Origin of the sequence: Mesorhizobium sp. L103C131B0, assembly GCF_000502275.1 — a bacterium.
Lineage (GTDB): Bacteria > Pseudomonadota > Alphaproteobacteria > Rhizobiales > Rhizobiaceae > Mesorhizobium.
The window spans coordinates 63,908-85,448 of sequence record NZ_AYXC01000001.1 but is presented as its reverse complement, the minus strand read 5'-3'; the positions used below and the strand labels follow the sequence as shown (position 1 = coordinate 85,448).

Genomic DNA, 21,541 nt, shown 5'->3' with positions numbered 1-21,541 from the left:
CTTGACTTCTAAACCGGTTAGGCCGGCATTTCGATGTCGTGGCCACCGACGATGGGCAGTGCCGGATCATCTCCGGCCGCCGCAATCACGCTATCGAGCAGGCCGGGGAAGCGGGCGTCGAGGTCGGCGCGGCGCAGCGTGATCATCCGGTTGGTGCCAGCCACTTCGGCGCGGGTGACGCCGGCCTCGCGCAGTTTGGCCAGGTGATAGCTGAGATTGGTCTTGGAGCCGAGGTCGAGGAACCGGCTGCAGTTCAGCGGCACGCCTTCCTTGCTGGCGAGATAGCGCACGATGGCGAGCCGGGTCGGGTCGCCAAGCACGCCGAGCACAACCGGCAGGCTGATCTGGTCTGTATTGGGGTGCGGCAAAGTCATGGCCCGAAACTAAGCACAGTCGGTGGCGATTTCAACGCGTCGATCTTTCGCGGGCATGCACAGTCCGTTTCGCGATTGGCCCAATGGCTGTCCTGACACAGGGCTGTCAGCAGGCTTCAGCTATTTTCACCTGGCTTCATTGACATCATGTCCTGTTATGTCCAATTGTTCAATAAGTTTTGAACTAAGGACACGCCCTATGGACAAGCGCCTCTTCTGGCTTGCGCTCGGATCGTTCACGATCTCGACCGAAGGCTTCGTCATCTCCAGCCTGCTGCCTGATATCGCCACCGACGCCCGCATTTCCATTCCGCTCGCCGGCACCCTGATCACCGCCTTCGCGCTGGCTTACGCCATCGGCACGCCGATCCTGGCAACGCTGACCGGCGAATGGGACCGGCGCCGCGTCATCTTGTGGACGCTGGCGTTCTTCGTCATCGGCAATGTGGTGGCGGCGCTGAGCTCGTCCTTCGAGCTGCTGCTCATTGCCCGCATCATCATGGCGCTGTCGTCAGGCCTGTTTGCCGCGACCGCTCAAGGCACGGCGGTGGCGCTGGTCGATGACCACCACCGGGCGCGGGCCATTGCAGTCGTCGTCGGCGGAACCACGGTGGCGGTTGCGCTGGGTGCACCGCTCGGCGCGCTGGTTGCCACGATAGCCGGCTGGCGCGGGACCTTCTTTGCCATTGCCGGGCTCGGCGCGCTGGTCGGCGCCATCCTGTGGTACCGGCTGCCGCGCGGAATTGTCGGCACCAAGCTGCCGCTCAGGCGGCGGCTGGCTGCGGCGCTGCGCCCCGGCGTCATGCCGATCCTGCTGACCACCGCTCTTGCCCTGATCGGCGCCTTCTCGGTGTTTTCCTATATCGCGCCGCTGGCCATCCAGAGCGGCGGCCTCAGCCCGATTGCGCTGCCCGGCATGCTGCTCGCCTTCGGTGTCGGCGCCGTCATCGGCAACATAGCCGGCGGCCAGGCGGCCGACCGTTTTGGTGCGACGCGCACCGTCGGCTGGTCGCTGGCGCTGAGCGCCGTCATGCTGGTGATGCTCTCGGTCATCCCGACCTTCCTGCCGCAGCATCTCGCCGGGCCGGCATTGATGGCCATGATGGTGCCGTGGGGCATGGTTGGCTGGGCATTTCCGCCGGCGCAGGCCAGCCGCATCATCAAGCTGGCGCCCGACGCCGCCCCGATCGTGCTGTCGCTCAACGCTTCGGCGCTCTATCTCGGCGTGGCGCTGGGTGCGGTGGTCGGCGGCGCCGTGCTGCGCTACGGCGTGCCGGCCGACCTCGGCCTGGTCGCCGCCATCTTCCCGCTGATCGGGCTTGGCGTGGTGCTGGCCGGCCGCTGGGCGGCCCGGCCGGTCGCCATGCCGGCGGAATAGACCTTTGCAAATCACTGGCGGCCGCTCTTTCAGCTTGAAGGGGCGGCCGCGGGCACGTCGTAGTCCAGCGCCGCGACTTCATCCAGCATAGCGCGCAGATCTGCCGCTCGTTGCGGGCCGACCAGCGCCTCGAAGCGCTGCTGGGCAATGGTCCACAATTTCGTCGTCTCCTCGAGCTTGGCCTGGCCTTGCGGCGTCAGCCGCACCCGCTTGACGCGGCGGTCGTCCTTGTCGGCGAAGGTGTCGACATAGCCGTCGCGGATCAGCGGCTTCAGCGTATGGCCGAGCGCCGAGAGATCCATGACCATCGCTTCGGCTATCGTGCCCATCGCCGGCTCGTTGCTGACATGGATCTGGTAGAGCAGGCCGTACTGCGTGCCCTTCAGACCCGAAGGCGAGATTACATCGTCATAGAAGCGGCCGAGCTTGCGCGCGGCCCGCCGAAGCGTGGCGTTGTTGCAAAGGCTAAATCCCGGCAGCGCGGTCTTGGTCATCACGACTCCTTGCCGGCAAAACCGCTGCCGGCCTGCCGCAGAAATAGTTTCTGCCGCCTCCGTTGACAAGATGGTGGCATATGCCTACTTCCGGGAAAGTGGCATATGCAACTAATTAGAAATCAGGCCGGGGCGAGGGTCATCGACCTGTCTCGCCGGGCAGAAAAAAGGAACAAGACAATGAGTGGACAGGACAACAAGGGTACCGCAGTCGTCACCGGCGCATCGGCCGGCATAGGTGCTGTCTATGCCGACCGGCTGGCCGGGCAGGGCTACGATCTGGTGCTGGTGGCGCGGCGCGCCGACCGACTGGAGGAACTGGCTGAAAAGCTGCGTTATGCCTACAAGCGCAAGGTCAGCGTGATATCAGCCGATCTTGCTGACGACAATGATGTGCGCCGGGTCGAGCAAGCGATCGCAGCCGACGATAGCGTCACGCTGCTGGTCAACAATGCCGGTATCGGCGGCCAGCAGGTGGTGGCAACGGCCGACGCCGACGAGGCCGAGCGCATGATCAAGGTCAACGTCATCGCCTTGACCCGCCTGACCCGCGCCGTTCTGCCGGGGCTTCTTGCGCGCAACCGCGGCGCCATCGTCAACATCGCCTCCGTGCTCGCCTATGATACCTCGTTCGGCGGCATCTACAGCGGCACCAAGGCCTATGTCGTCAACTTCACCGAGGCCCTGCACCGCGAAGTCGCCGGCACCAATGTGAAGGTGCAGGCGGTGCTGCCGGGCGCGACCCGGACCGATTTCTGGGAGCTTGCCGGCGGTGATATCGACAATCTGCCGAAGGAGATCATCATGTCCGCCGACGATATGGTCGATGCCGCGCTTGTGGGCCTATCCAGGGGCGAAGCCGTCACCGTGCCGGCACTTGCCGACACAGCCAAGCTGGACACGTTCCTCGGCGCAAGGCAAGTCTTCTACGGCAGCCTGCACGCCGACAAGCCGGCTGCCCGCTACGCGGCTTGAGGAGAGAGCTGGTTCGCTTCGCGAACCAGGACCCCCACCCCGCTCACTACGTTCGCGGCCCTCCCCACAAGGGGGAGGGTAAAGTGCGCGCTCCCCTACCTCCCCTTTGTGGGGAGGTCGGACCGCAGGTCCGGGTGGGGGGTACTGGCGCCGACCTCTGCGTTTACGCTCCCCGCCACATCGGTATGATCGATGCAGCCAGCACCAGCGCCAGCACGATGTTGAGCGCGCGCCATTGCCATTCGGTCTCGAGCAGCCGTGCCAGCACCATGCCCGCCACGCACCAGATCGACAGCGAGACGGCTGCAGTGAGGCCGAAGGTCGAGCCGAGCAGCAGCGCGAGTTGTCCCGGCCCGTCGGCAAGGGCTGCGAACGAGGCCGCCGCCCCCAGTCCCATCGCCCAGCCCTTCGGGTTCATCCATTGAATGCCGGCGCCGCCGAAGAAGCTGTTGGGTTTTGCCATCGCCACATCGAGATTGGGCGGCCCGGCGCGGCCGATCTTGATTGCCAGCCAGATGAGATAGAGCGAGCCGATGATTTTCATCGTCAGTTGCAGCGAAGGCATAGCCAGCAGCAGACCGGCGAGCCCGGCGGCGGCAGCAGCGGTCACGGTGGCGAGGCCGGCAGCGCTGCCGATCAATAGGGGAACGGAACGGCGAAAACCGAACTGTGCACCTGAGGCAGTCGACAGGGTGGTGGCGATGCCGGGCGTGACGGTGGCCACGAAGGCAAACAGGATGAGCGGAAAGATGGGCTGCAACATGAGGCGTCCTTCATCAAAAGCCCAATGGTAGACTTCCGCATACTTCAGTAAATGCAATGTTTGCGATGGTTGGCATTAGCAGATATAATGCCAACCATGATCCGCAACCTCGACACAGCGCTGATCCGCACCTTCGTCACTGTCGCCGACAAGGCCAGCATGACGGCGGCGGCGAACGCGCTGCATCTGACGCAAGGCGCCGTAAGCCAGCAGATCAAGCGGCTGGAAGAAGCGCTCGGCTGCAGCCTGTTCGAGCGCGACCGGCGTGGCTTGCGGCTGACGCGGCCCGGCGAGCGGCTGTTCGGCAAGGGCAAACGGTTGCTTGGCCTCAATGACGAGATCTGGGCCGAGATGGCGGGCACCGAGGTCGCCGGCCAGGTGCGGCTCGGTGTTCCCTATGACCTTGTCGGCACTTTGCTGGCGCCGGTGCTGAAGGCCTATGCCGAGACCTATCCGCAGGTCGAGATTTCACTGCTCTGTGCGGCTTCGCCGGACCTTGCCGCGGCCCTCGCGGCCGGCACCATCGACCTTGCCGTCATCGAGGAACGGGTCGGCCCGTCGGCCGGTGAGTGCCTGACCATTGACCGGCTGGTCTGGGTGGGGGCCAAGGGCGGCGTCGCCCGCGCCAAGCGGCCGCTGCCGGTGTCGATCGTCGCCGACACCTGCGCCTTCCGCCCGGTGGTGCTGTCGGCGCTGAACGAGCACGGGCTGGAATGGCGCACCGTGTTCGAGAACGGCAACATCGACGCCACGACCGCGACGGTGCGCTCCGACCTTGCCGTCACCGCCTGGCTGGCCTCCACCGTGCCCGCCGACCTCGACATCCTGCCTTTCGATGCCGGGCTGCCGCCGCTGCCGAATTTTTCCATCAATCTGCATTTGCCGAAGTACGGCACGGCGCCGGCAGCGCAGGAGTTCGCGCGGTATATCCGGGGTGGGTTGGCACGGCGGGCTGTGGCGGCTTGACAGAACTTGCATTTCCTCTCCCCCGTCGATCGGGGGAGAGGAAAGGTGCCAAGCCTGTCCCTGTCACTTCCAGTTCTTACGGCGCTCGAGCTCGGCCTCTGACGGCTCTTGCGTGGCGAACGACCCGACCTTGACCTCACCCCCGCGTTCGTAGGTCGCCATGATGACGCCGGTGGTGGTAGCCTGCGACTTGACGAGCTTGAAAGCGGCCGGCATCGCACCACCATCGAACAGCCGCTTGCCCTTGCCCAGCAGCAGCGGGAAGATCATCAGCCGGATTTCGTCGATCAGACCGTTGGCCAGCAAGGTCTGGATCAGTTCGCTCGAACCCTGGATGAGCAGGTCAGGCCCATCTTCCTTCTTGAGGCGGCGCAACGCCGCGACGATATCTTCCTCAAGCCATTGCGTGTTCTCCCAGGTGAGCGAATCCGGCCGATGTGTCGCCACATATTTGATCGCGGGGTTGAAGACGTCTCCGATCGCATCTTTCTGGTACGGCCAGTACGCGGCGAAGATGTCGTAGGTTCTGCGGCCGAGCAGCAGGGCGAAGGGCTTGGAGAACAATTCCTCCATGGCCACGCCCGCCACCTCGTCGAAGTAGTGGAACGTCCAGCCGCCGAACTCGAAGCCGCCAACCGGGTCTTCTTCCGGGCCGCCTGGCGCCTGCATGACGCCATCGAGGCTGACGAAGGTGGCGGCGATGATCTTTCGCATTGGATTTTCCTTTTCCAGGATCCGCGCCGTCAGGGCCGGATTTCTATCTAAGGACGGACAGGCCTGCGGCCGCCCGACAGGCGTTGGCAAAAAAACGCTGCCGGCCGACAAGAGTACCTACCGCCGTCGCCCGCCGCCAAGCGCCTGCGACGAAAACCAGACATCGCCGATGATGGCGGTGGCGGTCCGGTCCGGCGCCCTGTCTGATGTCAGCCAGATCGAACGGCTGCGCGCGGCCTTCTGGAGGTCGGGGATTTTGGCCGCCGAACCGGCGACCGAGGCGCCGACGCAGGGGATGAACCACGAGCGCATGAAGGGGTCGCAGGCAAAACCTTGTTTGGTGCGGGTCACCATCACGGCCAGGCCGACGCTCTGGGACGGGCGCCAGGGAAAGATCATGCGGCCACCGGGTTTCAGCGCCCGCAGCCAGGCAGCCGGCGGTGCGACGACACCGGCATTGACATAGATGATGTCGGACGGCGGCACATCGCCGGTGACGGCATCGCCGTGGATGACGCTTACATTGCCGTAGGTCTCGAGATTCTTTGTCGCTCTGGCAGCAAGATCGGCCTCCATTTCGAAGGCGGTCACCGGGCCGGGCGCAACCAGCCGGGCCAGCAAGGCGGTGTAGTAGCCGGTGCCGGCGCCGATATGGGTGACGGCCTCGTCCGGTCTGGGAGCGATCCTGCCTATCCACATGGCGTGCAGGGAGGGTTCGCCATTGTTGATGCCCTTGTCGGCATCGAGCGCCACCAGCACGTCCTGATAGATGTGAACAGGATCGGCGCTCGGCGTCATGATCTTGCCGTTGCCGGTGGTGAGCGCCCTGCCGGCGACTACCGCCCAGGGTCCGGGACCGAGAAAAGCCTCGCGCGGAACGGTGGCGAACGCCTCTTCGAGGCGCGGATCGGCCGAGCCGGCATTGGCCGCCATCAGCTGCGCGTAAAATTTCCTGGCGTCTTCGACACTTGTCATGATGGCCGGTAAGATAGCGCAAGCCACCGGTTTGTCGCCGTCTTGAGCAATTCCAGGAAAAGTGTGAGGCGGCTTTCCGCCCGGAATTGCGTCAAAACAAGAGATAGAGCAGTTCGCCGTTTCGGCGAAACGGCGAACTGCTCCAGAAGAAACTCAGCCGACGCCGAAGACGGTGTCGTAGAGCAGCTTGAAGTTGAGCACCAGGATGACCGCCGCGACGACCCAGGCGAGGACCGCCACGCCGCGGGGAATGGCAAGGTTGCCCATCTTCTTCTTGTCGGAGACGAACTGCACCAGCGGGATGACCGCGAAGGGCAGCTGCATCGACAGTACCACCTGGCTGAAGACCAGCAACTGGCCGGTGCCCTTTTCGCCATAGAGCGCGGTGACGACCACCACCGGGACGATGGCGATGCCGCGCGTCAGCAGCCGGCGCGCCCATTGCGGAATGCGCAGGCGCAAAAAGCCTTCCATGACGATCTGGCCGGCAAGCGTTGCCGTAACCGTCGAGTTGAGGCCGGAGGCCAGCAGCGCCACCGCAAACAGGATGGAGGCGATGCCGAGGCCGAGCAGTGGCGACAAGAGCTCGAAGGCTTGGCCGATCTCGGCGACATCCTGATGGCCGGTGCCATGGAAGGCCACCGCCGAGACGATCAGGATCGAGGCGTTGACGAACAGCGCCAGGACGAGCGCGATGGTCGAGTCCGTCGTCGCCCATTTAATGGCGTCGCGCTTGCCTTTTTCGGTCCGTTCATAGGCGCGTGTCTGTACGATCGAGGAGTGCAGGTAGAGATTGTGCGGCATCACCGTGGCGCCGATGATGCCGATGGCGATGTATAGCATCGCCGGATTGGTGACGATCTCCGTCGACGGCACGAACATCGAATGCAGGATCGAGCCGACCGGAGGGGCAGCGGCAAAGATCTGGATGGCGAAACAGCCGAAGATGATGATCAGAAGCGCGATGACGAAGGCTTCGAGATAGCGGAAACCCTTGTTCATCAAGAGCAGCACGATGAAGGCGTCGAGCGCCGTCAGCAACGCGCCGCCGATCAGCGGAATGCCGAACAGAAGCTGCAGCGCGATCGCCGTGCCGATCACCTCGGCGAGGTCGCAGGCGATGATGGCGAGTTCGCAGGCGATCCACAGCACGAAACTGACGGGACGCGGATAATAGGCGCGGCAGGCCTGGGCGAGGTCGCGGCCGGTGGCGATGCCAAGCCGGGCGGCAAGCGCCTGCAGCAGGATCGCCATCAGGTTGGACAGCATGATGATGAACAATAGCGTGTAGCCGAACNCGGGCGGCAAGCGCCTGCAGCAGGATCGCCATCAGGTTGGACAGCATGATGATGAACAATAGCGTGTAGCCGAACTGGGCGCCGCCGGCGAGGTCGGTGGCCCAGTTGCCCGGATCCATATAGCCGACCGAGACCATGTAGCCCGGTCCCATGAAGGCGAACAGGCGACGGAACCAGACGCCGGACTGTGGCACCGCGATCGTGGAGTTCACCTCGCGCAGGCTGGGAGGATTGTCCTCCGGCCTGTCAAATCGCCAGGATGATCCCAAGGTAGCGTCAGCTTCGGACATGGAGGGCTTTCCACTGGGTGGATCGGTTGACGTCATCCTATCTATGCCAGGGCTCAACATTATGCAATAGGCTATATTTCATTGTATGTGCTTCCTGTTGCGCCGACCGGCAGGCCGGCAGGGGATCGCAAACGCCGGTTGCGCCTGCCATGGAATGGAAATAAACGGCTGGAATAGTTAAGCCCGTGCTATGAATGGCAAAGGGCGATTGCTTTGCCCAAAGCCGATTCTTGTCAAAAGATAGGAAGGAGCGCGTGTTGGCGCTGAAGCACAGACGGGTTGGACGCGAGGAGCCGCTGCCGGACGCCGAGATTCATTCGAAAGGGTTCCGGCAGCAGCGCGAAGCGCGCCGCGGCGCGCTGGTCGAGGATTATGTCGAGCTGATCGCCGACCTGATCGAGGACGGCAATGAGGCGCGTCAGGTCGATATTGCTGCGCGGCTGGGTGTCGCCCAGCCGACGGTGGCCAAGATGCTGACCAGGCTGTGCGCCGACGGGCTCGTTTCCAGAAAACCCTATCGCGGTGTGTTCCTGACCGACGCCGGGCGCAAGGTGGCGGAAGAGAGCCGCATCCGCCACCAGACGGTAGAAGCGTTTTTGCGTTCGCTCGGTGTCAGCGCCGAGACGGCGCGCATCGATGCCGAGGGCATCGAGCATCATGTCAGCGCCGAGACGCTGGAAGCCTTTCGCAAGGCGATGATCGCGCCGCGCTGAGGGGTGCCGGGGCCGCACCACTGGAACCTCCGCACGTCAGGCTCGTTGCTCCTGACGTTGCGCGTGATTGTTGCGCGCCAAGGAGGAAAACATGGGCGTCGAACAGGCACCGACCGCGAAGGGCAAGCAGGCGGCCGAGGGTTTGAGGCAGGCAGCGGCAAAGGACGAACGCAAGACCGAGGTCGAAACCGGCCATGCGCTGAAAAAGGGCGCCGCGCGTTTCGAGGAACGCTCCAAAAGCTCGGACGGCAAAAGCGCCGGCACCAAGCAGAAGATCTGAGTTCTGTTCGCAAGCGGCAACCTGCCGCTCATTCCTCGGTGTCCTGCACCCAACTGCGCGGATGGCCGTCGACGCGGAACTGGAAGATGAAATAGGGCGGAATGCAGGAGCCCTTGCCAGGCTTGGCTGCGGCCAGATCGTCGTAGCCGGCGGTGCAGATATAGTCCTCGCGGCAGGGATGCGCCTTGTCGCAGGCGCGCAGGCCGGCGGTCTTGGTGAATTCCTTGGTGCAGAATTTGTGGTCCTTGCCCGACGCGATGCAGTCGTTGAAACCGGTCTTGGCGAGGCGGCCGCAAGTCGCCTCGTCGGGAAGCTTGTCGCAGCTTGCCTTGCGCAGCATGCCCCCGGGAAAGCCACCGGTCTTCTGCTCGGGGTTGTCGTAGCGTTGGCGCGCCGCGCCATAGCCGGCGAGCTTGATTACCGGTTTCTTGTCGCGCGCCGGATCGATGGCGCAGGCTTTTGCGGTGGCCGGCGACAGGCGGCAATATTTGTCGCTGCCCCAGCTCGACATCTTGATCTCGCCAAACTCGACGGGGTCGCCGACTTCGGTGGCCGCCTCGCTGACGCAGGTGCCGAAGCCCGGATGGATGTCGCTTTCATGGACGCCGGCGCAGCGCAGGCTTTCGCCGCAGCTCCAGTCCTTGAAGCTCGCATCCTCGCCGCTGTAGCAGATCGAGCCCCAGCCATTGTAGAGATCGGTGCCTTTCAGCGCTTCGGCGAGTTTGGCGTCCGGACGGGCGGCGAAGCCGCGGGAGAAATCCGGATGGCCGCCTGTGGCGAAGTCCTCGACGATCGCGCGGCGGCGCGGCAGGTCGGCGAAGAACACCGCCGAGCCGGGGACGAAGACGGCGTTGCGGCGCGGCTCATTGGCCGGATCGGCGCCTGTATAGTGGAAGCCGGCAATGCCGTGCGTCTGGTGGCAGCCGGTGCAGGTCATTTCGTTGAGACGCAGATTGAAGCCGGCCACCGATTTCACGCTGCGCAGCGTGTTGCCCCTGGCGACATAATCCTGCAACGCCCTGTCGATGTCAGCATCATCGAGCAGCCCATAGGCGATGTTGTTTTGCGATCTGGCCATGCCGCCGGGTGCGACCGAGACGGCGCTGGTCGCCAGGAATTTGTCGCCGATGACCAGCCGGCCGCGGTCGAGATCGTAGATGTTGCGGTCGGTGAGCAGCCATTTGGCGAAGGCCGGCCGGTCGGCCAGAACCACTTTCCGGTCGATCTGGTTCTCCATCTTCGATTCCTGGAAGGTGGACGTCGTTGGGTCCCATTTGAAAATCTTGAGGAGATATTCGGCGTGGCCACCGAAGTCGCGGCGGCTCGAGGCCGACAGCCGGAGAACCTGCATGTTCAGCTCAAGCCGCATGATCTGCGACGAATTCAGCATGGCGTTGGAGAGCGGCCCTTCGTCGGAGCGCAGCCAGGCTGCCAGTTGCTCGGGCGCAAGGTTCTTCTGGCCGGCGGCGAGCCAGCGCTTGGCGATTTCGGCACAGGAAACGGCGGTGGTGCTTGGACGGTCTCTCGAAGCGCGGGGGCGAGCCTCGCCGGGCCTGGCGTTGAAGACCAGACTCATGGTCAGCGGCAGCCGCGACGAGATGCGTTGCGCTGTCTTTCCCTTCGGGGGCTTCTCCGCCACCGAATAGTGGAAGCGGTAGATCAGCCTGATCTCGCCGCATTCGGTGTGGCCGAGATAGCCGCGGTCCATGCGGTTGACGACGCCGGTCAGGTCGAGCGTCGAGCCGTCATCGTCGATGTATTTCGGGTTGAATTTCTGGCTGGTGTCCTTCGACTTGGCCATGGCCGCGACGTAAGGATCGGGGCTATTGGCAGGCTCGTCGGCGATCTCCTGCTTGACGGCGTTGCGCACAGGGGTCAGCGCGCGCACCGAAAACAGGCCGCGATTGTCGACCTCGCGCGTGAGACCCAGCGCCGGGCCGAGCAGGCGGCTGATCGACAGGCCGCCACGCTCAAGCGCCTGCAATGTCTCGGGGTCGGTCACGGCGACGCTGGAATCGAGCGTCACGGCGCGCGCCGGCGACGGGCCGAGGCATAGCACCACGGCCAGCAGCAGAAATCGACCGATCGTCCGCAAGTCCCCGACACCCCGTTCGAACCGGATGCTACAGCGCGCATGCCGCCTCGACCAGAGTGCGAACGCGATGCCGCCGCCACGAAAAATACTGTGACTTGGCGCAACCATTGCGATAATTGTCTGTTGGGTCGGACTGGGCCACGACAATCGGCCAGGCCAGCCGAAAATTTGCATACGGGGAGTTGCCATGCTCTGGAAGGGCCGCCGTCAGAGTGACAATGTCGAGGACGAGCGCAGCGCCAGCGGCGGCGGTGGTGGTTTCGGCGGCGGCAGCCCTGGCCAGTTCCGCATCCCGATCGGCGGCCGCACCGGCGGCGGCGGCAGCATCCTGCTGGTCGTCCTCGTGGTGCTGGCCGGATGGTATTTCGGCTTCGACCCGTCGCAGATCCTGGGCAGCGGCGACGGCGGCGGCGTGCTGCCGGGTGGCGGTGGCCAGATTACCGACAACAGCGGCGGCCAGGACGACGGCGCCGGCACGCCTGCGTCCGACGAGATGAAGCAGTTCGTGTCGACGGTGCTGGCCGAGACCGAAGAGACCTGGACCGGCATCTTCCAGTCGCAGGGCCTGAAATATGAGGACCCGAAGCTTGTGCTGTTCAGCGGCCAGATCCGCTCGGCCTGCGGCTCCGCCTCGACGGCAGCCGGACCGTTCTATTGTCCCGGCGACCACAAGGTCTACCTCGACACCACCTTCTTCCAGCAGCTCGACCAGCAGTTCGGCGCCTCGGGGGATTTCGCCCAGGCATATGTGATCGCCCATGAAGTCGGTCACCATGTGCAGAACCTCACCGGCATCCTGCCCAAGTTCAACCAGATGCGGCAGTCGATGGGTGAGGCGGAAGCCAACCAGATGTCGGTGCGCATCGAGCTGCAGGCCGACTGCTTCGCCGGCGTTTGGGCGCATTTCACCGCGCAGAAGGGCATTCTGGAACAGGGCGACATCGAAGAGGCGCTCAACGCCGCCAAGCAGATCGGCGACGATACGCTGCAGAAGAAGATGCAGGGCTATGTCGTGCCGGAAAGCTTCAACCACGGGACGTCGCAGCAGCGGCAGACCTGGCTGGCGCGCGGCTACAAGAGCGGCAAGCTGTCGGATTGCAACACGCTGACCGGTCCGGTTTGAGGCGCTCGCAAGTTCCAGCCGACCGCGGTCCAAAGCGCATCCGTCGGCGGGCCGATTCACCACCGGCAACAGATGTCAGGAGGAGAACGCCTGAGGCGTTCTCCTATTGTTCCAAAGTGGCGCCTCGCCTATAACGGGCGCCCGCCCAAGGGCGGTCTCAGGGAGCAGACGCCATCATGATCAACCCCAAAACCGCCAGGCGGGGCCTTGCGCTCGTCTTCACCACGCTGCTGCTCGACATTATCGGCTTCGGCATGATCATGCCGGTGTTGCCGGCCTTTCTCAGGGAGCTTTCCGGCGTCGGCATCAGCGAAGCGGCGATCGAAGGCGGCTGGCTGTTCTTCGTCTATGCGGCGATGCAGTTCTTCTTCGCGCCAATCATGGGTGGATTGAGCGACCGCTTCGGGCGGCGGCCGATCCTGCTTGCCTCGGTGCTTACATTCTCGATCGACAATCTGATCTGCGCCATCGCCTGGTCCTATCCGATGCTGTTCATCGGCCGCGTGCTGGCCGGCATTTCGGGCGCCAGCTATTCGACGACGTCGGCCTTCATTGCCGACATCTCGAACGATGACAACCGGGCGAAGAATTTCGGTCTGCTCGGCATCGCCTTCGGCGTCGGCTTCGTCATTGGGCCGGTGCTGGGCGGGCTGCTCGGCACGTTCGGGCCGCGAGTGCCGTTTTACTTTGCCGCCGGGCTTGCCTTCGTGAACTTCCTCATCGCCATGTTCTTCCTGCCTGAAACGCTCGATGAAAAGCACCGCCGCCGCTTCGAGTGGAAACGCGCCAACCCGGTCGGCACGCTGCTGCAGATGCGCCAATATCAGGGCATCGGCTGGATCGGGCTCGCCTTCTTCCTAATGACGCTCGGCCACATGATGTATCCGGCGGTGTGGTCGTTCGTGTCCAATTATCGTTATGGCTGGAGCGAGCAGCAGATCGGCTTCTCGCTCGGCGCCTTCGGCCTGTGTGGGGCGATCGTCATGGCGACGGTGCTGCCGCGCGTGATCCCCAAACTTGGCGAATGGAGGACGGCGGTCATCGGCCTGACATTCACGGCGGCCAGCGCCTTCGGCTACGCCTTCGCCTCGCAAGGCTGGATGATTTATGCGGTGATCGTCGTCGGCTGCCTGGAAGCACTGGCCGATCCGCCGCTGAGAAGCCTTGCCGCCGCCAAGGTGCCGCCGTCGGCGCAAGGCGAATTGCAGGGCGCGATGACGTCGATCTTCTCGATCACCTCGATCATCACGCCGCTGCTCTACACCGCGATCTTTTCCTGGTTCACCGGACCGAATGCGCCCGTGGTGTTCGGCGGCGCGCCCTATCTGGTTGGCGCGTGCTTCCTGACGCTTGCGGTCATTGTCTTTGTGACGAAAGTTGCGAGGCCGACGGCGGTGAGAAGCGTTGCCACCGGCGCTGCGGAAGACGGAGCCCAGATATGAGCCATGACAGCCGCATAGAGCTGACCAAGGACGGAGTGTCGCTGTCGCGGCTGGTGTTCGGCGCCTGGCGCCTGCTCGACAACGCCGCGCGCCCGGACGCCGACCAGATCGCGCGGCTGATCGGCACTGCGGTCGATCTCGGCCTGACCAGCTTCGACCATGCCGATATTTACGGGCATTACCAGGTGGAAGCTGCCTTTGGCGCCGGCTTGTCGCGCTGGAAGGGCAAACGCGACAGCATCGAGCTGATCTCGAAATGCGACATCATGCTGGCATCGGCCAACCGGCCTCAGAACCGGCTGAAGCATTACGACACCAGTGCGGCCCACATTGCCGCCTCAGTCGACCGTTCGCTCGCCAATCTCGGCACCGACTATCTCGACCTGTTGCTGCTGCACCGGCCGGATCCGCTGATGGATGCCGACGAGACGGCGGCGGCCCTTGCCGGGCTGGCCAAGTCGGGCAAGGTGAGAGCGGTCGGGGTCTCCAATTTCACGCCGTCGCAGTTCGACCTTCTGGCTTCGCGGCTGCCGTTTGCCTTGGCCACCAACCAGATCGAGATGTCGGTGCTGAAGACCAATGCGCTGATGGATGGCAGCCTCGATCACGCGCAACGCCTCGGCTATGCGCCGATGATCTGGTCGCCGCTCGGCGGCGGCTTGCTGTTCACCGGCAAGGAAGGGCGCGAGGCGCGGGTCAGGGCGGCAATCGCGGCGGTGGCTGCCGAGATCGGCGCCGGCGATCTCGCCGCCGTCGCCATCGCCTGGTTGCTGCGCCATCCGGCCCGGCTGGTGCCGGTGCTGGGCACGATGAAGCCCGAGCGGCTGGCCGCCATGGTCAAGGCACTCGATATCGCGCTCGACCGCCAGCAATGGTTCGCCATTTTGGAAGCCAGCGAAGGCCGGCCGGTGGCATAAGGTTACCCAGGCGCGAACTTCGAACCCGCCATAGGTGTGTGCTTCGTCCGTTAATGCGGCGCGCAAGCGAAGCGATGAGGGGGGCTTGGGCTCAGGGGATGCCGTCGGCGCTCTCGAAGCCTTCGTCGCTTCGCGCCGTCACAAACAGACCGGTTGACCGGTTTATTCCATTGACCCAAGACAAGGGCAATCGCGCCGCGTTTGTAACTCCGGCTATTCGGAGCATCACGATCTGGGCAACGGCTAGACGAAGACCTGTAAAATCAAACCCGTTCGGCCAGCAGTTCCTCGCCGCGCTTTTCGCGGATCAGGTTGACGAAGCGGCGGAACAGATAGTGCGAATCCTGCGGGCCGGGCGAAGCCTCGGGGTGGTGCTGGACCGAGAACACCGGACGTCCGGTCAGCGCGATGCCGCAGTTGGAGCCGTCGAACAGCGAGACATGGGTTTCCTCGACGCCCTCGGGCAAGGAGTCGGCATCGACGGCAAAGCCGTGGTTCATCGAGACGATCTCGACCTTGCCGGTGGTATGATCCTTGACCGGGTGGTTGGCGCCGTGATGACCCTGGTGCATCTTGGCGGTCTTGCCGCCGAGCGCCAGGGCCAGCATCTGGTGGCCGAGGCAGATGCCGAACACCGGAATATCGGTCTTGAGCAGGTCCTGGATGACCGGCACCGCGTAGTCGCCGGTGGCTTCCGGGTCGCCGGGGCCGTTGGAGAGGAAGATGCCGTCGGGCTGCATGGCCAGGATCTCTTCCGAGCCGGTGCCGGCCGGAACCACGGTGACCTTGGCGCCGAGGCCGGAAAGCAGGCGAAGGATGTTACGCTTGACGCCGTAGTCGATGGCGACGACGTGCATCGACGGCTCGGCCTGTTCGCCAAAGCCTTCGTTCCACACCCAGGGAGTTTCACGCCAGACCGAGGACTGGCCGGAGGTGACTTCCTTGGCGAGGTCAAGCCCGATCAGGCCCGACCAGGCGGCGGCCCGCCGCTTCAAATCGTCGAGGTCGAAGATGCCGTCGGGCGCGTGCGCAATGACGGCATTGGGCATGCCCTTTTCGCGGATCAGCGCGGTCAGCGCCCGGGTGTCGATGCCCGACAGCGCGACGATGCCGCGCTTCTTCAGCCACTGGTCCAGCCCGGTGCCGGCGCGGTAGTTGGACGGGTTGGTGACATCGGCCTTGAACACCGCGCCAACGGCGCCGGCACGGGCGACCGGGTTCAAGTCCTCGATGTCCTCGTCATTGGTGCCGATGTTGCCGATATGCGGGAAGGTGAAGGTGACGATCTGGCCGGCATAGGATGGGTCGGTGAGAATTTCCTGGTAGCCGGTGAGCGCGGTGTTGAAGCAGACTTCGGCAACGGCGGAACCGGTGGCGCCGAGGCCGCGACCCTCGATGACGGTGCCGTCGGCCAGCACCAGGACGGCGGTCGGCTTTTCGGTTGCCCAAGGCGGGGTCAGTTCGGGGGTCATCTCGGCCATGGCGACGCTCCTGTCACGCTGCGCGCTTCGATGGCGGGCCATCTGCGCAGCAAACGGCGCGGCCGATCTCTCGAGCCTGCGCGCATCAATTCTTTGTCTTGTGCAAGGCCGAGTACATAGGGGAAGGCGCCAGAGCGGTCAATGATGCCCGTGCCAAAAACGGCGAGCATTTGTTTCGCCGAACGATATCAGGGCTTTGGCGCGTTTGCTTTGCGGATGGGCCGCGGTTATTGTCCGCGCCGTTCGAAGGAGAAAGCATCATGCGCGCAAAAATCGCCGAATCCCTGAAAAGCGCGATGAAGGCGCAGGACAAGCACCGGCTGCCGACGCTCAGGCTGATCCAGGCCGCCATCCACGACCGCGACATCGCCAATCGCGGCTCGACCAAGGACCCCGCCAGCGACGAGGAGATCCTGCAGATCCTGGCCAAGATGGTGAAGCAGCGCGAGGAATCGGCCAAGGCGTTCGAGGACGGCAAGCGCCCGGATCTGGCCGCACAGGAGCGTGGCGAGATGGAGATCATCCGCGGCTTCCTGCCGACGCAGCTGGATGACGCCGCCGTAACAGCTGCGGCGCGCGAGGCGATCGCTGCGACCGGTGCCGCCAGCCAAAAGGACATGGGCAAGGTGATCGCCGCGCTGAAGCAGAAATATGCCGGCCAGATGGATTTCGGCAAGGCCAGCGGCATCGTCAAAGGCCTGCTGCAGTAAGAGCCGACACCGCTTCAGTGGCGAAGGAGAGCAGGGGGCGGGACATCACCTCTGGGCAAGAAACGGTCCGCACCGGCTTAAGCGAGCCAAGCCTTGACCTGCCGGAGAGACCCACCATGATCGAGATCGTCAAACCCACGCTCGAACATCTGCCCTCCTACAAGGCGGCGCTCGAGCGTGGCTGGTCGCCGGACAATGTCCGGCTGATGGAAGCGACGCGCGAGCAACTTGCGGCGATCGACGAGGATCCTGCGGCGTTCCTTGCCAGCCTCGACGATCCCGAGGCCAAAGGAGGCCCGATTACCTTGCCTAATGGCACGAAAGTGCCGCGGCTGCCCGGCTTCCGGCGCTGGATCTGGGACGGCGAGGCCGCCGGCTCGATCGGCTTTCGCTGGCAGCCCGGTACGGCCGCACTGCCGTCGCATGTGCTCGGCCATATCGGCTATGCCGTGGCGCCGTGGAAGCGCGGACGAGGCTATGCGACCGAGGCGCTGCGGCTGATGCTGGACGAGGCGAGGGCTGTTGGTTTGCCATATGTCGAGCTCACCACTGACCTCGACAATCCGGCCTCGCAGAAGGTGGTGCTGGCCAATGGTGGCCGTGTGGTCGGTCCGTTCATCAAGGACGCCGCGTATGGCGGCGCCGAGAGTTTGTTGTTCCGGATCGATTTGTAGTCCGACGCTATTCGGCCGGTGCCGGCAGCGGCGGCGCTGCCCGGCTGCGCCCCTCCCAGATGTAGGAGGCAAGTGCCACCACCACCGCCACCAGCATGGCGGCAGCGCCCACAAACGGCAGGCTGCGATAGCCGTAGCCGGCATTGAGCATGGCAGCGCCCAGCGACGCGGCGAGCGCGATGNTGCGCCCCTCCCAGATGTAGGAGGCAAGTGCCACCACCACCGCCACCAGCATGGCGGCAGCGCCCACAACCGGCAGGCTGCGATAGCCGTAGCCGGCATTGAGCATGGCAGCGCCCAGCGACGCGGCGAGCGCGATGCCGACATTGAAGCCGGAGGGGATGAGCGAGGAGGCGAGGTTGGAGGCGTCCGCCGTCCAGGCCAGGATGCGGGTCTGGATCGGCGTGCCGATGGCGAAGTTGAGGCCACCCCAGACGACGATGGCGATGACCATCGGCACGGGGTAGGGGCTGACGGCATAGATCACGCCCAACATCACCGCGTGCAGCGCAAGCATGGTGATCAGCGACGGCATCAGCTTCCAGTCGGAAAGCTTGCCGCCGAGAAAGACGCCGACGGTGGCGCCGACGCCGTTGAGCAGCAGCACCCAGGGGATCAGGCTCTCGTCGAGATGGGTCACCTCAAGCAGTGTCGGGGTGATGTAGGTGAACAGGCCGAACTGGCCGATCATCAACGTCAGCATCAGGATCAGCGAGGTCCAGACTTGCTGGCGCGCCAGCACGCGAACCTCGCTGCCAAGGCTGGTGGATGGGCTCGATGCGCCCGTTTTGCGCGGCAGGAGGGCGGCCATGGCGGCAAACGCCACCACGCCCAGCGCGCACATCACCCAGAAGGTGGCGCGCCAGCCCCAGAGATTGCCGATTGCGGTGCCGGCCGGCACGCCGATGACATTGGATACTGTGAGGCCGGAGAGGATCACAGCCACGGCCATGCCGCGCTTGTCCTCGGGCACGAGGCCGACCGCCACCACCATGGCGACGCCGAAATAGGCGCCGTGTGCGACGGCGACCGCAATGCGCAAGAGCAGCATCGAGGTAAAATCGGGCGCCAGCGCGCAAGCGGCCTGGCCGATGGTGAAGGCGACGGTCAGGCAAAGCAGCAGCGTCTTGCGGGAAATGCCCTTGGTGGCGAGCGCCAGCAATGGGCCGCCAACCGCGATGCCGCCGGCATAGCCGGAGACGAGGTAGCCGGAGGTCGGGATCGAAACGCCAAGGCCGTCGGCCACTTGCGGCAGCACGCCGGCAATGACGAATTCGGTGGTGCCGAAAGCGAAGGCGGCGATGAACAGGGCAATGAGCGGAAGCATGGCGCGGAAGCGATCCTTGAACGAGTTGGCCTCAAATCATGGATGGCGCTTGCCGGCCAATGCAGAAATTTTTGCGGCCGGTTTAGGTTTTCTTGATCAGCTCGCCTTCAACCTGGAGCCGCCGAGCAGGCCGCGCTCTTCCAGCACCGGGTAGGCCATCGACGCCAGCAGCGAGTTGATCTGCTTCAGGTCGCGGATGGTGTCGAGGTGGATGGAGCTGGTCTCGACGCTCTTGGCGGTGCCGTCGCGCAGGCGCACGAAATGGCTGGCGCTGGTTTCCTTTTCGCGGTCGCGCAGCCGGTCCTTTTCCAGCACCAGCTGGCGGGCAGTCTCAGGGTCGCGCGACACCAGCACGTTGAAGGCAAGCCTGGCATTGGCCAGCACCGAGGTGTGAAAGGCGAGCAGCTCGCTCCAGCCCTCGGGCGTGAACTCCAGCCCGCGCTCGAACTTCTTCTTCACATGCACCAGCATGTTGCGCACGATGATGTCGCCGACCTGCTCGAGCTTGACGCAGGCGCCTATCAGCTCCTGGCAGCGCAGCGCCTCGTCCTCTGTGAGCGAGTTCCTGGTCAATTTGGCCAGATAGAGCTTGATCGCCGCGTGCTTCCTGTCGACGCGGTCGTCAAGGGCGGCCAGCGCCTTGATCTTGTCGCCGTCGGCGCTTTCATACAGCTCGATGATGCGCTTGAGCATGATCTCGACCGTCTCGCAGACGCGCACCACCTCGCGGGTGGCGTTGGCCAGCGCCTGGCTCGGAACGTCGAGCGCGCCGTCGTTGAGGGCGGAGAGTTCGACCACATCGAGCTCTGTAGCCGGCCCTGGCTTGGTGCCCATTGCGACGATCTTCTCAGAGGCACGATAGATCAGGCTGGCAAGCGGCAGGCCGGCGAGCAGGATCAGCACATTGAACAGTATGTGGGCGTTGACGATCTGGTCGGGCACGGTGGCGCCGAGGAAGGCGACCGGCGGCTTCAGCGTCATGAACAGGATCAGCATCACCAGCGAGCCCATGCCGCGCATCAACAGATTGCCGATCGGCACGACGCGCACGCCAGGTTCGGCACTTCGGGTGAGCAGCGGCGCGATGATCGACGAGCCGAGATTGACGCCGAGCACCAGCACGATGCCGAGTTCGGGCGGGATGAAGCCGCGGCCGGCCAGCGTCACCATCAAAAGAACGGCGGCGATCGAGGAATGGAACAACCAGGTGACAAGCGCGGCGAGCAGATAGGCGGTGACGTAGTCGCTGGAGAAATATTCGATGATGAGCGGCATCAGCGTGCTCTGCCGCAGAGGCTCCGAGGCCTGACCGATCATCTCCAGCGACAGTACCAAAAGGCCGATGCCGACCAGGATGCGGCCGAACTGGCGCCAGTCGCGCCGCTCGGTGGCCATGAACATGACCGTGCCGGCGACGAGGCAGATCGGCACCAGCAGCGTCAGATCGAAGGTCAAGAGCTTGACCACCAGCGCCGAGCCGATCTCGGCGCCGCGCACCGCCAATTGGCCCGACATGCCCGAGACGATGCCGGCGCCGGCGAAGGAGCCGACGAGAAGCGTGACGGCGGTCGAGCTCTGCAGTGCGATCGACAGGCCGCAGCCAGCCAGCACCGCCATGATCGGATTGCGCATGGTGGAGCGCAGCCGGTGACGCAGCACGTCGCCGTAGGCGCGCTCGACGCCTGTCTTGACCATGCGGGTGGCAAACAGCATCAGCGCCACCGCGCCCGCCAGATGCAGCAGGACGACGGAGCCGCTCATTTCGAAACCCGCACGCAGACAGCTACCGCGACGCGGAGGGCGCGCAGTGCAGGGAGGAAAACGGGGCTGCGAATCATGGTCATGACAGTCTTGAACAATATCCGGAATATTTTAGCCGGGTAATAAAATCTTGTCGATTTCAAGAGCCGTCGCGGCGCGACAGGGCGTGTCGGAAAATGGACGGATGCGCAAATGGTTGCATGGCGGATCCCCGGTGATGGCAGCGGATCGTCCCGGTTTGCCGGACTCCCGGCAATCGCCTTTGCGATGATGTTCAAATATCCAGGATAAGCACCGGATTTCATTACGTAAATGTAATGCTAGTGTTCAGTTTCGGTTCATCCTTCGGGCGCTATTCCCTAGGCATCGACAACCAAGGAGCCCCGCTATGAAACGTATTGTTCTTTCCGCCCTCGCTTTCTCGATGCTGGCCGCCACTTCGCTTACCGGCCAGGCCGCACCGGTGAACGCACCGGTCGCACCGCAGTCGAATTACACGCAGGTCGACTGGCAGAGGCCCGGCAAGCATGTCGATATCAGGAAGCGCGTCGTGAAGAAGACGGTGGTCGTCAAGCGCAGCCATTGGCGCAATGGCCAGAAATATTCCAGCTGGAAGCGGCACCAGCCGATCCGCGATTATGGCCGCTATGGCCTGCATCGCCCCGGCCGCGGCCAGGAATGGATCCGCGTCGGCAACGACTATGTGCTGGTCAGCGTCCTGTCCGGCATCATCTTCGGCGCCATTGCCGCGCATTAAGCCCGGCCTCGCCGGCGCAATGCAGAGACTTGAA

General features: G+C 64.3%; 20 protein-coding genes and 1 pseudogene. 11 read left to right on the top strand and 10 right to left on the bottom strand.

The features are described from left to right. Nucleotides 1-17 precede the first annotated feature (17 nt). A complete protein-coding gene (locus X730_RS163705; protein WP_023683780.1) occupies nucleotides 18-374 on the bottom strand; it encodes a helix-turn-helix transcriptional regulator in 357 nt (118 codons plus the stop codon). Between the two features lie 199 nt (nucleotides 375-573). Between X730_RS163705 and X730_RS163710 the strand changes: the two genes are divergently transcribed. Continuing rightward, nucleotides 574-1,752, top strand: coding sequence for an MFS transporter (locus X730_RS163710; RefSeq protein ID WP_023683782.1), 1,179 nt, complete (start codon nucleotides 574-576; stop codon nucleotides 1,750-1,752). Nucleotides 1,753-1,781: 29 nt separating this feature from the next. On the opposite strand, the gene X730_RS163715 is transcribed toward X730_RS163710, so the two are convergent. Beyond that, nucleotides 1,782-2,246, bottom strand: a complete 465-nt coding sequence (locus X730_RS163715) for a MarR family winged helix-turn-helix transcriptional regulator (RefSeq protein ID WP_023754541.1) — start codon at nucleotides 2,244-2,246, stop codon at nucleotides 1,782-1,784. A gap of 180 nt (nucleotides 2,247-2,426) precedes the next feature. On the opposite strand from X730_RS163715, the gene X730_RS163720 reads away from it, so the two are divergent. Next, nucleotides 2,427-3,221, top strand: coding sequence for an SDR family oxidoreductase (locus tag X730_RS163720; protein ID WP_023754540.1), 795 nt, complete (start codon nucleotides 2,427-2,429; stop codon nucleotides 3,219-3,221). Between the two features lie 163 nt (nucleotides 3,222-3,384). On the opposite strand, the gene X730_RS163725 is transcribed toward X730_RS163720, so the two are convergent. Further along, nucleotides 3,385-3,984 carry a LysE family translocator gene (locus X730_RS163725; protein WP_023825318.1) on the bottom strand — a complete coding sequence of 200 codons (600 nt, stop codon included), beginning with the start codon at nucleotides 3,982-3,984 and terminating at the stop codon, nucleotides 3,385-3,387. 96 nt (nucleotides 3,985-4,080) lie between these two features. On the opposite strand from X730_RS163725, the gene X730_RS163730 reads away from it, so the two are divergent. Further along, complete coding sequence (locus tag X730_RS163730) at nucleotides 4,081-4,950, top strand: LysR family transcriptional regulator (RefSeq protein WP_023754539.1); 870 nt, start codon at nucleotides 4,081-4,083, stop codon at nucleotides 4,948-4,950. Nucleotides 4,951-5,013: 63 nt separating this feature from the next. Here X730_RS163730 and X730_RS163735 read toward each other — a convergent pair whose 3' ends face one another. The 3 genes and pseudogenes from X730_RS163735 to X730_RS01000000164075 all read right to left on the bottom strand — a co-directional run bounded on the left by X730_RS163735 (nucleotide 5,014) and on the right by X730_RS01000000164075 (nucleotide 8,227). After that, nucleotides 5,014-5,664 carry a dihydrofolate reductase family protein gene (locus tag X730_RS163735; RefSeq protein WP_023754538.1) on the bottom strand — a complete coding sequence of 217 codons (651 nt, stop codon included), beginning with the start codon at nucleotides 5,662-5,664 and terminating at the stop codon, nucleotides 5,014-5,016. A gap of 117 nt (nucleotides 5,665-5,781) precedes the next feature. Beyond that, nucleotides 5,782-6,639, bottom strand: coding sequence for a protein-L-isoaspartate O-methyltransferase (locus tag X730_RS163740; RefSeq protein ID WP_023754537.1), 858 nt, complete (start codon nucleotides 6,637-6,639; stop codon nucleotides 5,782-5,784). A gap of 153 nt (nucleotides 6,640-6,792) precedes the next feature. Further along, nucleotides 6,793-8,227 (bottom strand): annotated as a pseudogene (locus X730_RS01000000164075) (Nramp family divalent metal transporter). A gap of 257 nt (nucleotides 8,228-8,484) precedes the next feature. Here X730_RS01000000164075 and mntR point away from each other — a divergent pair. Beyond that, complete coding sequence (mntR, locus tag X730_RS163745) at nucleotides 8,485-8,940, top strand: manganese-binding transcriptional regulator MntR (RefSeq protein ID WP_023683789.1); 456 nt, start codon at nucleotides 8,485-8,487, stop codon at nucleotides 8,938-8,940. A gap of 91 nt (nucleotides 8,941-9,031) precedes the next feature. Further along, complete coding sequence (locus X730_RS163750; RefSeq protein WP_023672434.1) at nucleotides 9,032-9,220, top strand: hypothetical protein; 189 nt, start codon at nucleotides 9,032-9,034, stop codon at nucleotides 9,218-9,220. Between the two features lie 28 nt (nucleotides 9,221-9,248). Here the strand turns inward: X730_RS163750 and X730_RS0132910 are convergent, their stop codons facing one another. Next, on the bottom strand, nucleotides 9,249-11,315 hold the full coding sequence (locus X730_RS0132910; RefSeq protein ID WP_032909821.1) for a hypothetical protein: 2,067 nt from the start codon (nucleotides 11,313-11,315) through the stop codon (nucleotides 9,249-9,251). A 187-nt stretch (nucleotides 11,316-11,502) separates the two neighbouring features. Here X730_RS0132910 and X730_RS163755 point away from each other — a divergent pair, with 187 nt between their 5' ends. The 3 genes from X730_RS163755 (at nucleotide 11,503) to X730_RS163765 (ending at nucleotide 14,797) form a co-directional block, all read left to right on the top strand. Continuing rightward, nucleotides 11,503-12,438, top strand: coding sequence for a neutral zinc metallopeptidase (locus tag X730_RS163755; RefSeq protein ID WP_023754535.1), 936 nt, complete (start codon nucleotides 11,503-11,505; stop codon nucleotides 12,436-12,438). 176 nt (nucleotides 12,439-12,614) lie between these two features. Further along, nucleotides 12,615-13,880: a tetracycline resistance MFS efflux pump gene (locus tag X730_RS163760; protein WP_023754534.1), complete on the top strand. Its 1,266-nt coding sequence runs from the start codon at nucleotides 12,615-12,617 to the stop codon at nucleotides 13,878-13,880. Further along, the gene (locus X730_RS163765) at nucleotides 13,877-14,797 is read left to right on the top strand and encodes an aldo/keto reductase (protein WP_023754533.1); all 921 of its coding nucleotides are present in this window, start codon (nucleotides 13,877-13,879) and stop codon (nucleotides 14,795-14,797) included. Before X730_RS163760 ends, X730_RS163765 begins: the two co-directional genes overlap by 4 nt. Nucleotides 14,798-15,060: 263 nt before the next feature. On the opposite strand, the gene carA is transcribed toward X730_RS163765, so the two are convergent. Further along, nucleotides 15,061-16,278 carry a glutamine-hydrolyzing carbamoyl-phosphate synthase small subunit gene (gene carA / locus X730_RS163770; RefSeq protein WP_081731488.1) on the bottom strand — a complete coding sequence of 406 codons (1,218 nt, stop codon included), beginning with the start codon at nucleotides 16,276-16,278 and terminating at the stop codon, nucleotides 15,061-15,063. A gap of 260 nt (nucleotides 16,279-16,538) precedes the next feature. Here carA and X730_RS163775 point away from each other — a divergent pair, with 260 nt between their 5' ends. Together X730_RS163775 and X730_RS163780 are read left to right on the top strand one after the other, a co-directional pair. Beyond that, nucleotides 16,539-16,988, top strand: a complete 450-nt coding sequence (locus tag X730_RS163775; protein ID WP_032894020.1) for a GatB/YqeY domain-containing protein — start codon at nucleotides 16,539-16,541, stop codon at nucleotides 16,986-16,988. 116 nt (nucleotides 16,989-17,104) lie between these two features. Then, nucleotides 17,105-17,662 (top strand): GNAT family N-acetyltransferase, encoded by a 558-nt coding sequence (locus X730_RS163780; RefSeq protein ID WP_023825316.1) that lies wholly within the window; start codon nucleotides 17,105-17,107, stop codon nucleotides 17,660-17,662. 7 nt (nucleotides 17,663-17,669) lie between these two features. On the opposite strand, the gene X730_RS163785 is transcribed toward X730_RS163780, so the two are convergent. Both X730_RS163785 and X730_RS163790 read right to left on the bottom strand, forming a co-directional pair. Next, nucleotides 17,670-18,989 (bottom strand): MFS transporter, encoded by a 1,320-nt coding sequence (locus tag X730_RS163785; protein WP_023825315.1) that lies wholly within the window; start codon nucleotides 18,987-18,989, stop codon nucleotides 17,670-17,672. 96 nt (nucleotides 18,990-19,085) lie between these two features. After that, complete coding sequence (locus X730_RS163790) at nucleotides 19,086-20,750, bottom strand: Na/Pi cotransporter family protein (protein WP_023754528.1); 1,665 nt, start codon at nucleotides 20,748-20,750, stop codon at nucleotides 19,086-19,088. Between the two features lie 388 nt (nucleotides 20,751-21,138). On the opposite strand from X730_RS163790, the gene X730_RS163795 reads away from it, so the two are divergent. Beyond that, on the top strand, nucleotides 21,139-21,507 hold the full coding sequence (locus X730_RS163795; protein WP_023754527.1) for an RcnB family protein: 369 nt from the start codon (nucleotides 21,139-21,141) through the stop codon (nucleotides 21,505-21,507). Nucleotides 21,508-21,541: the final 34 nt, after the last annotated feature.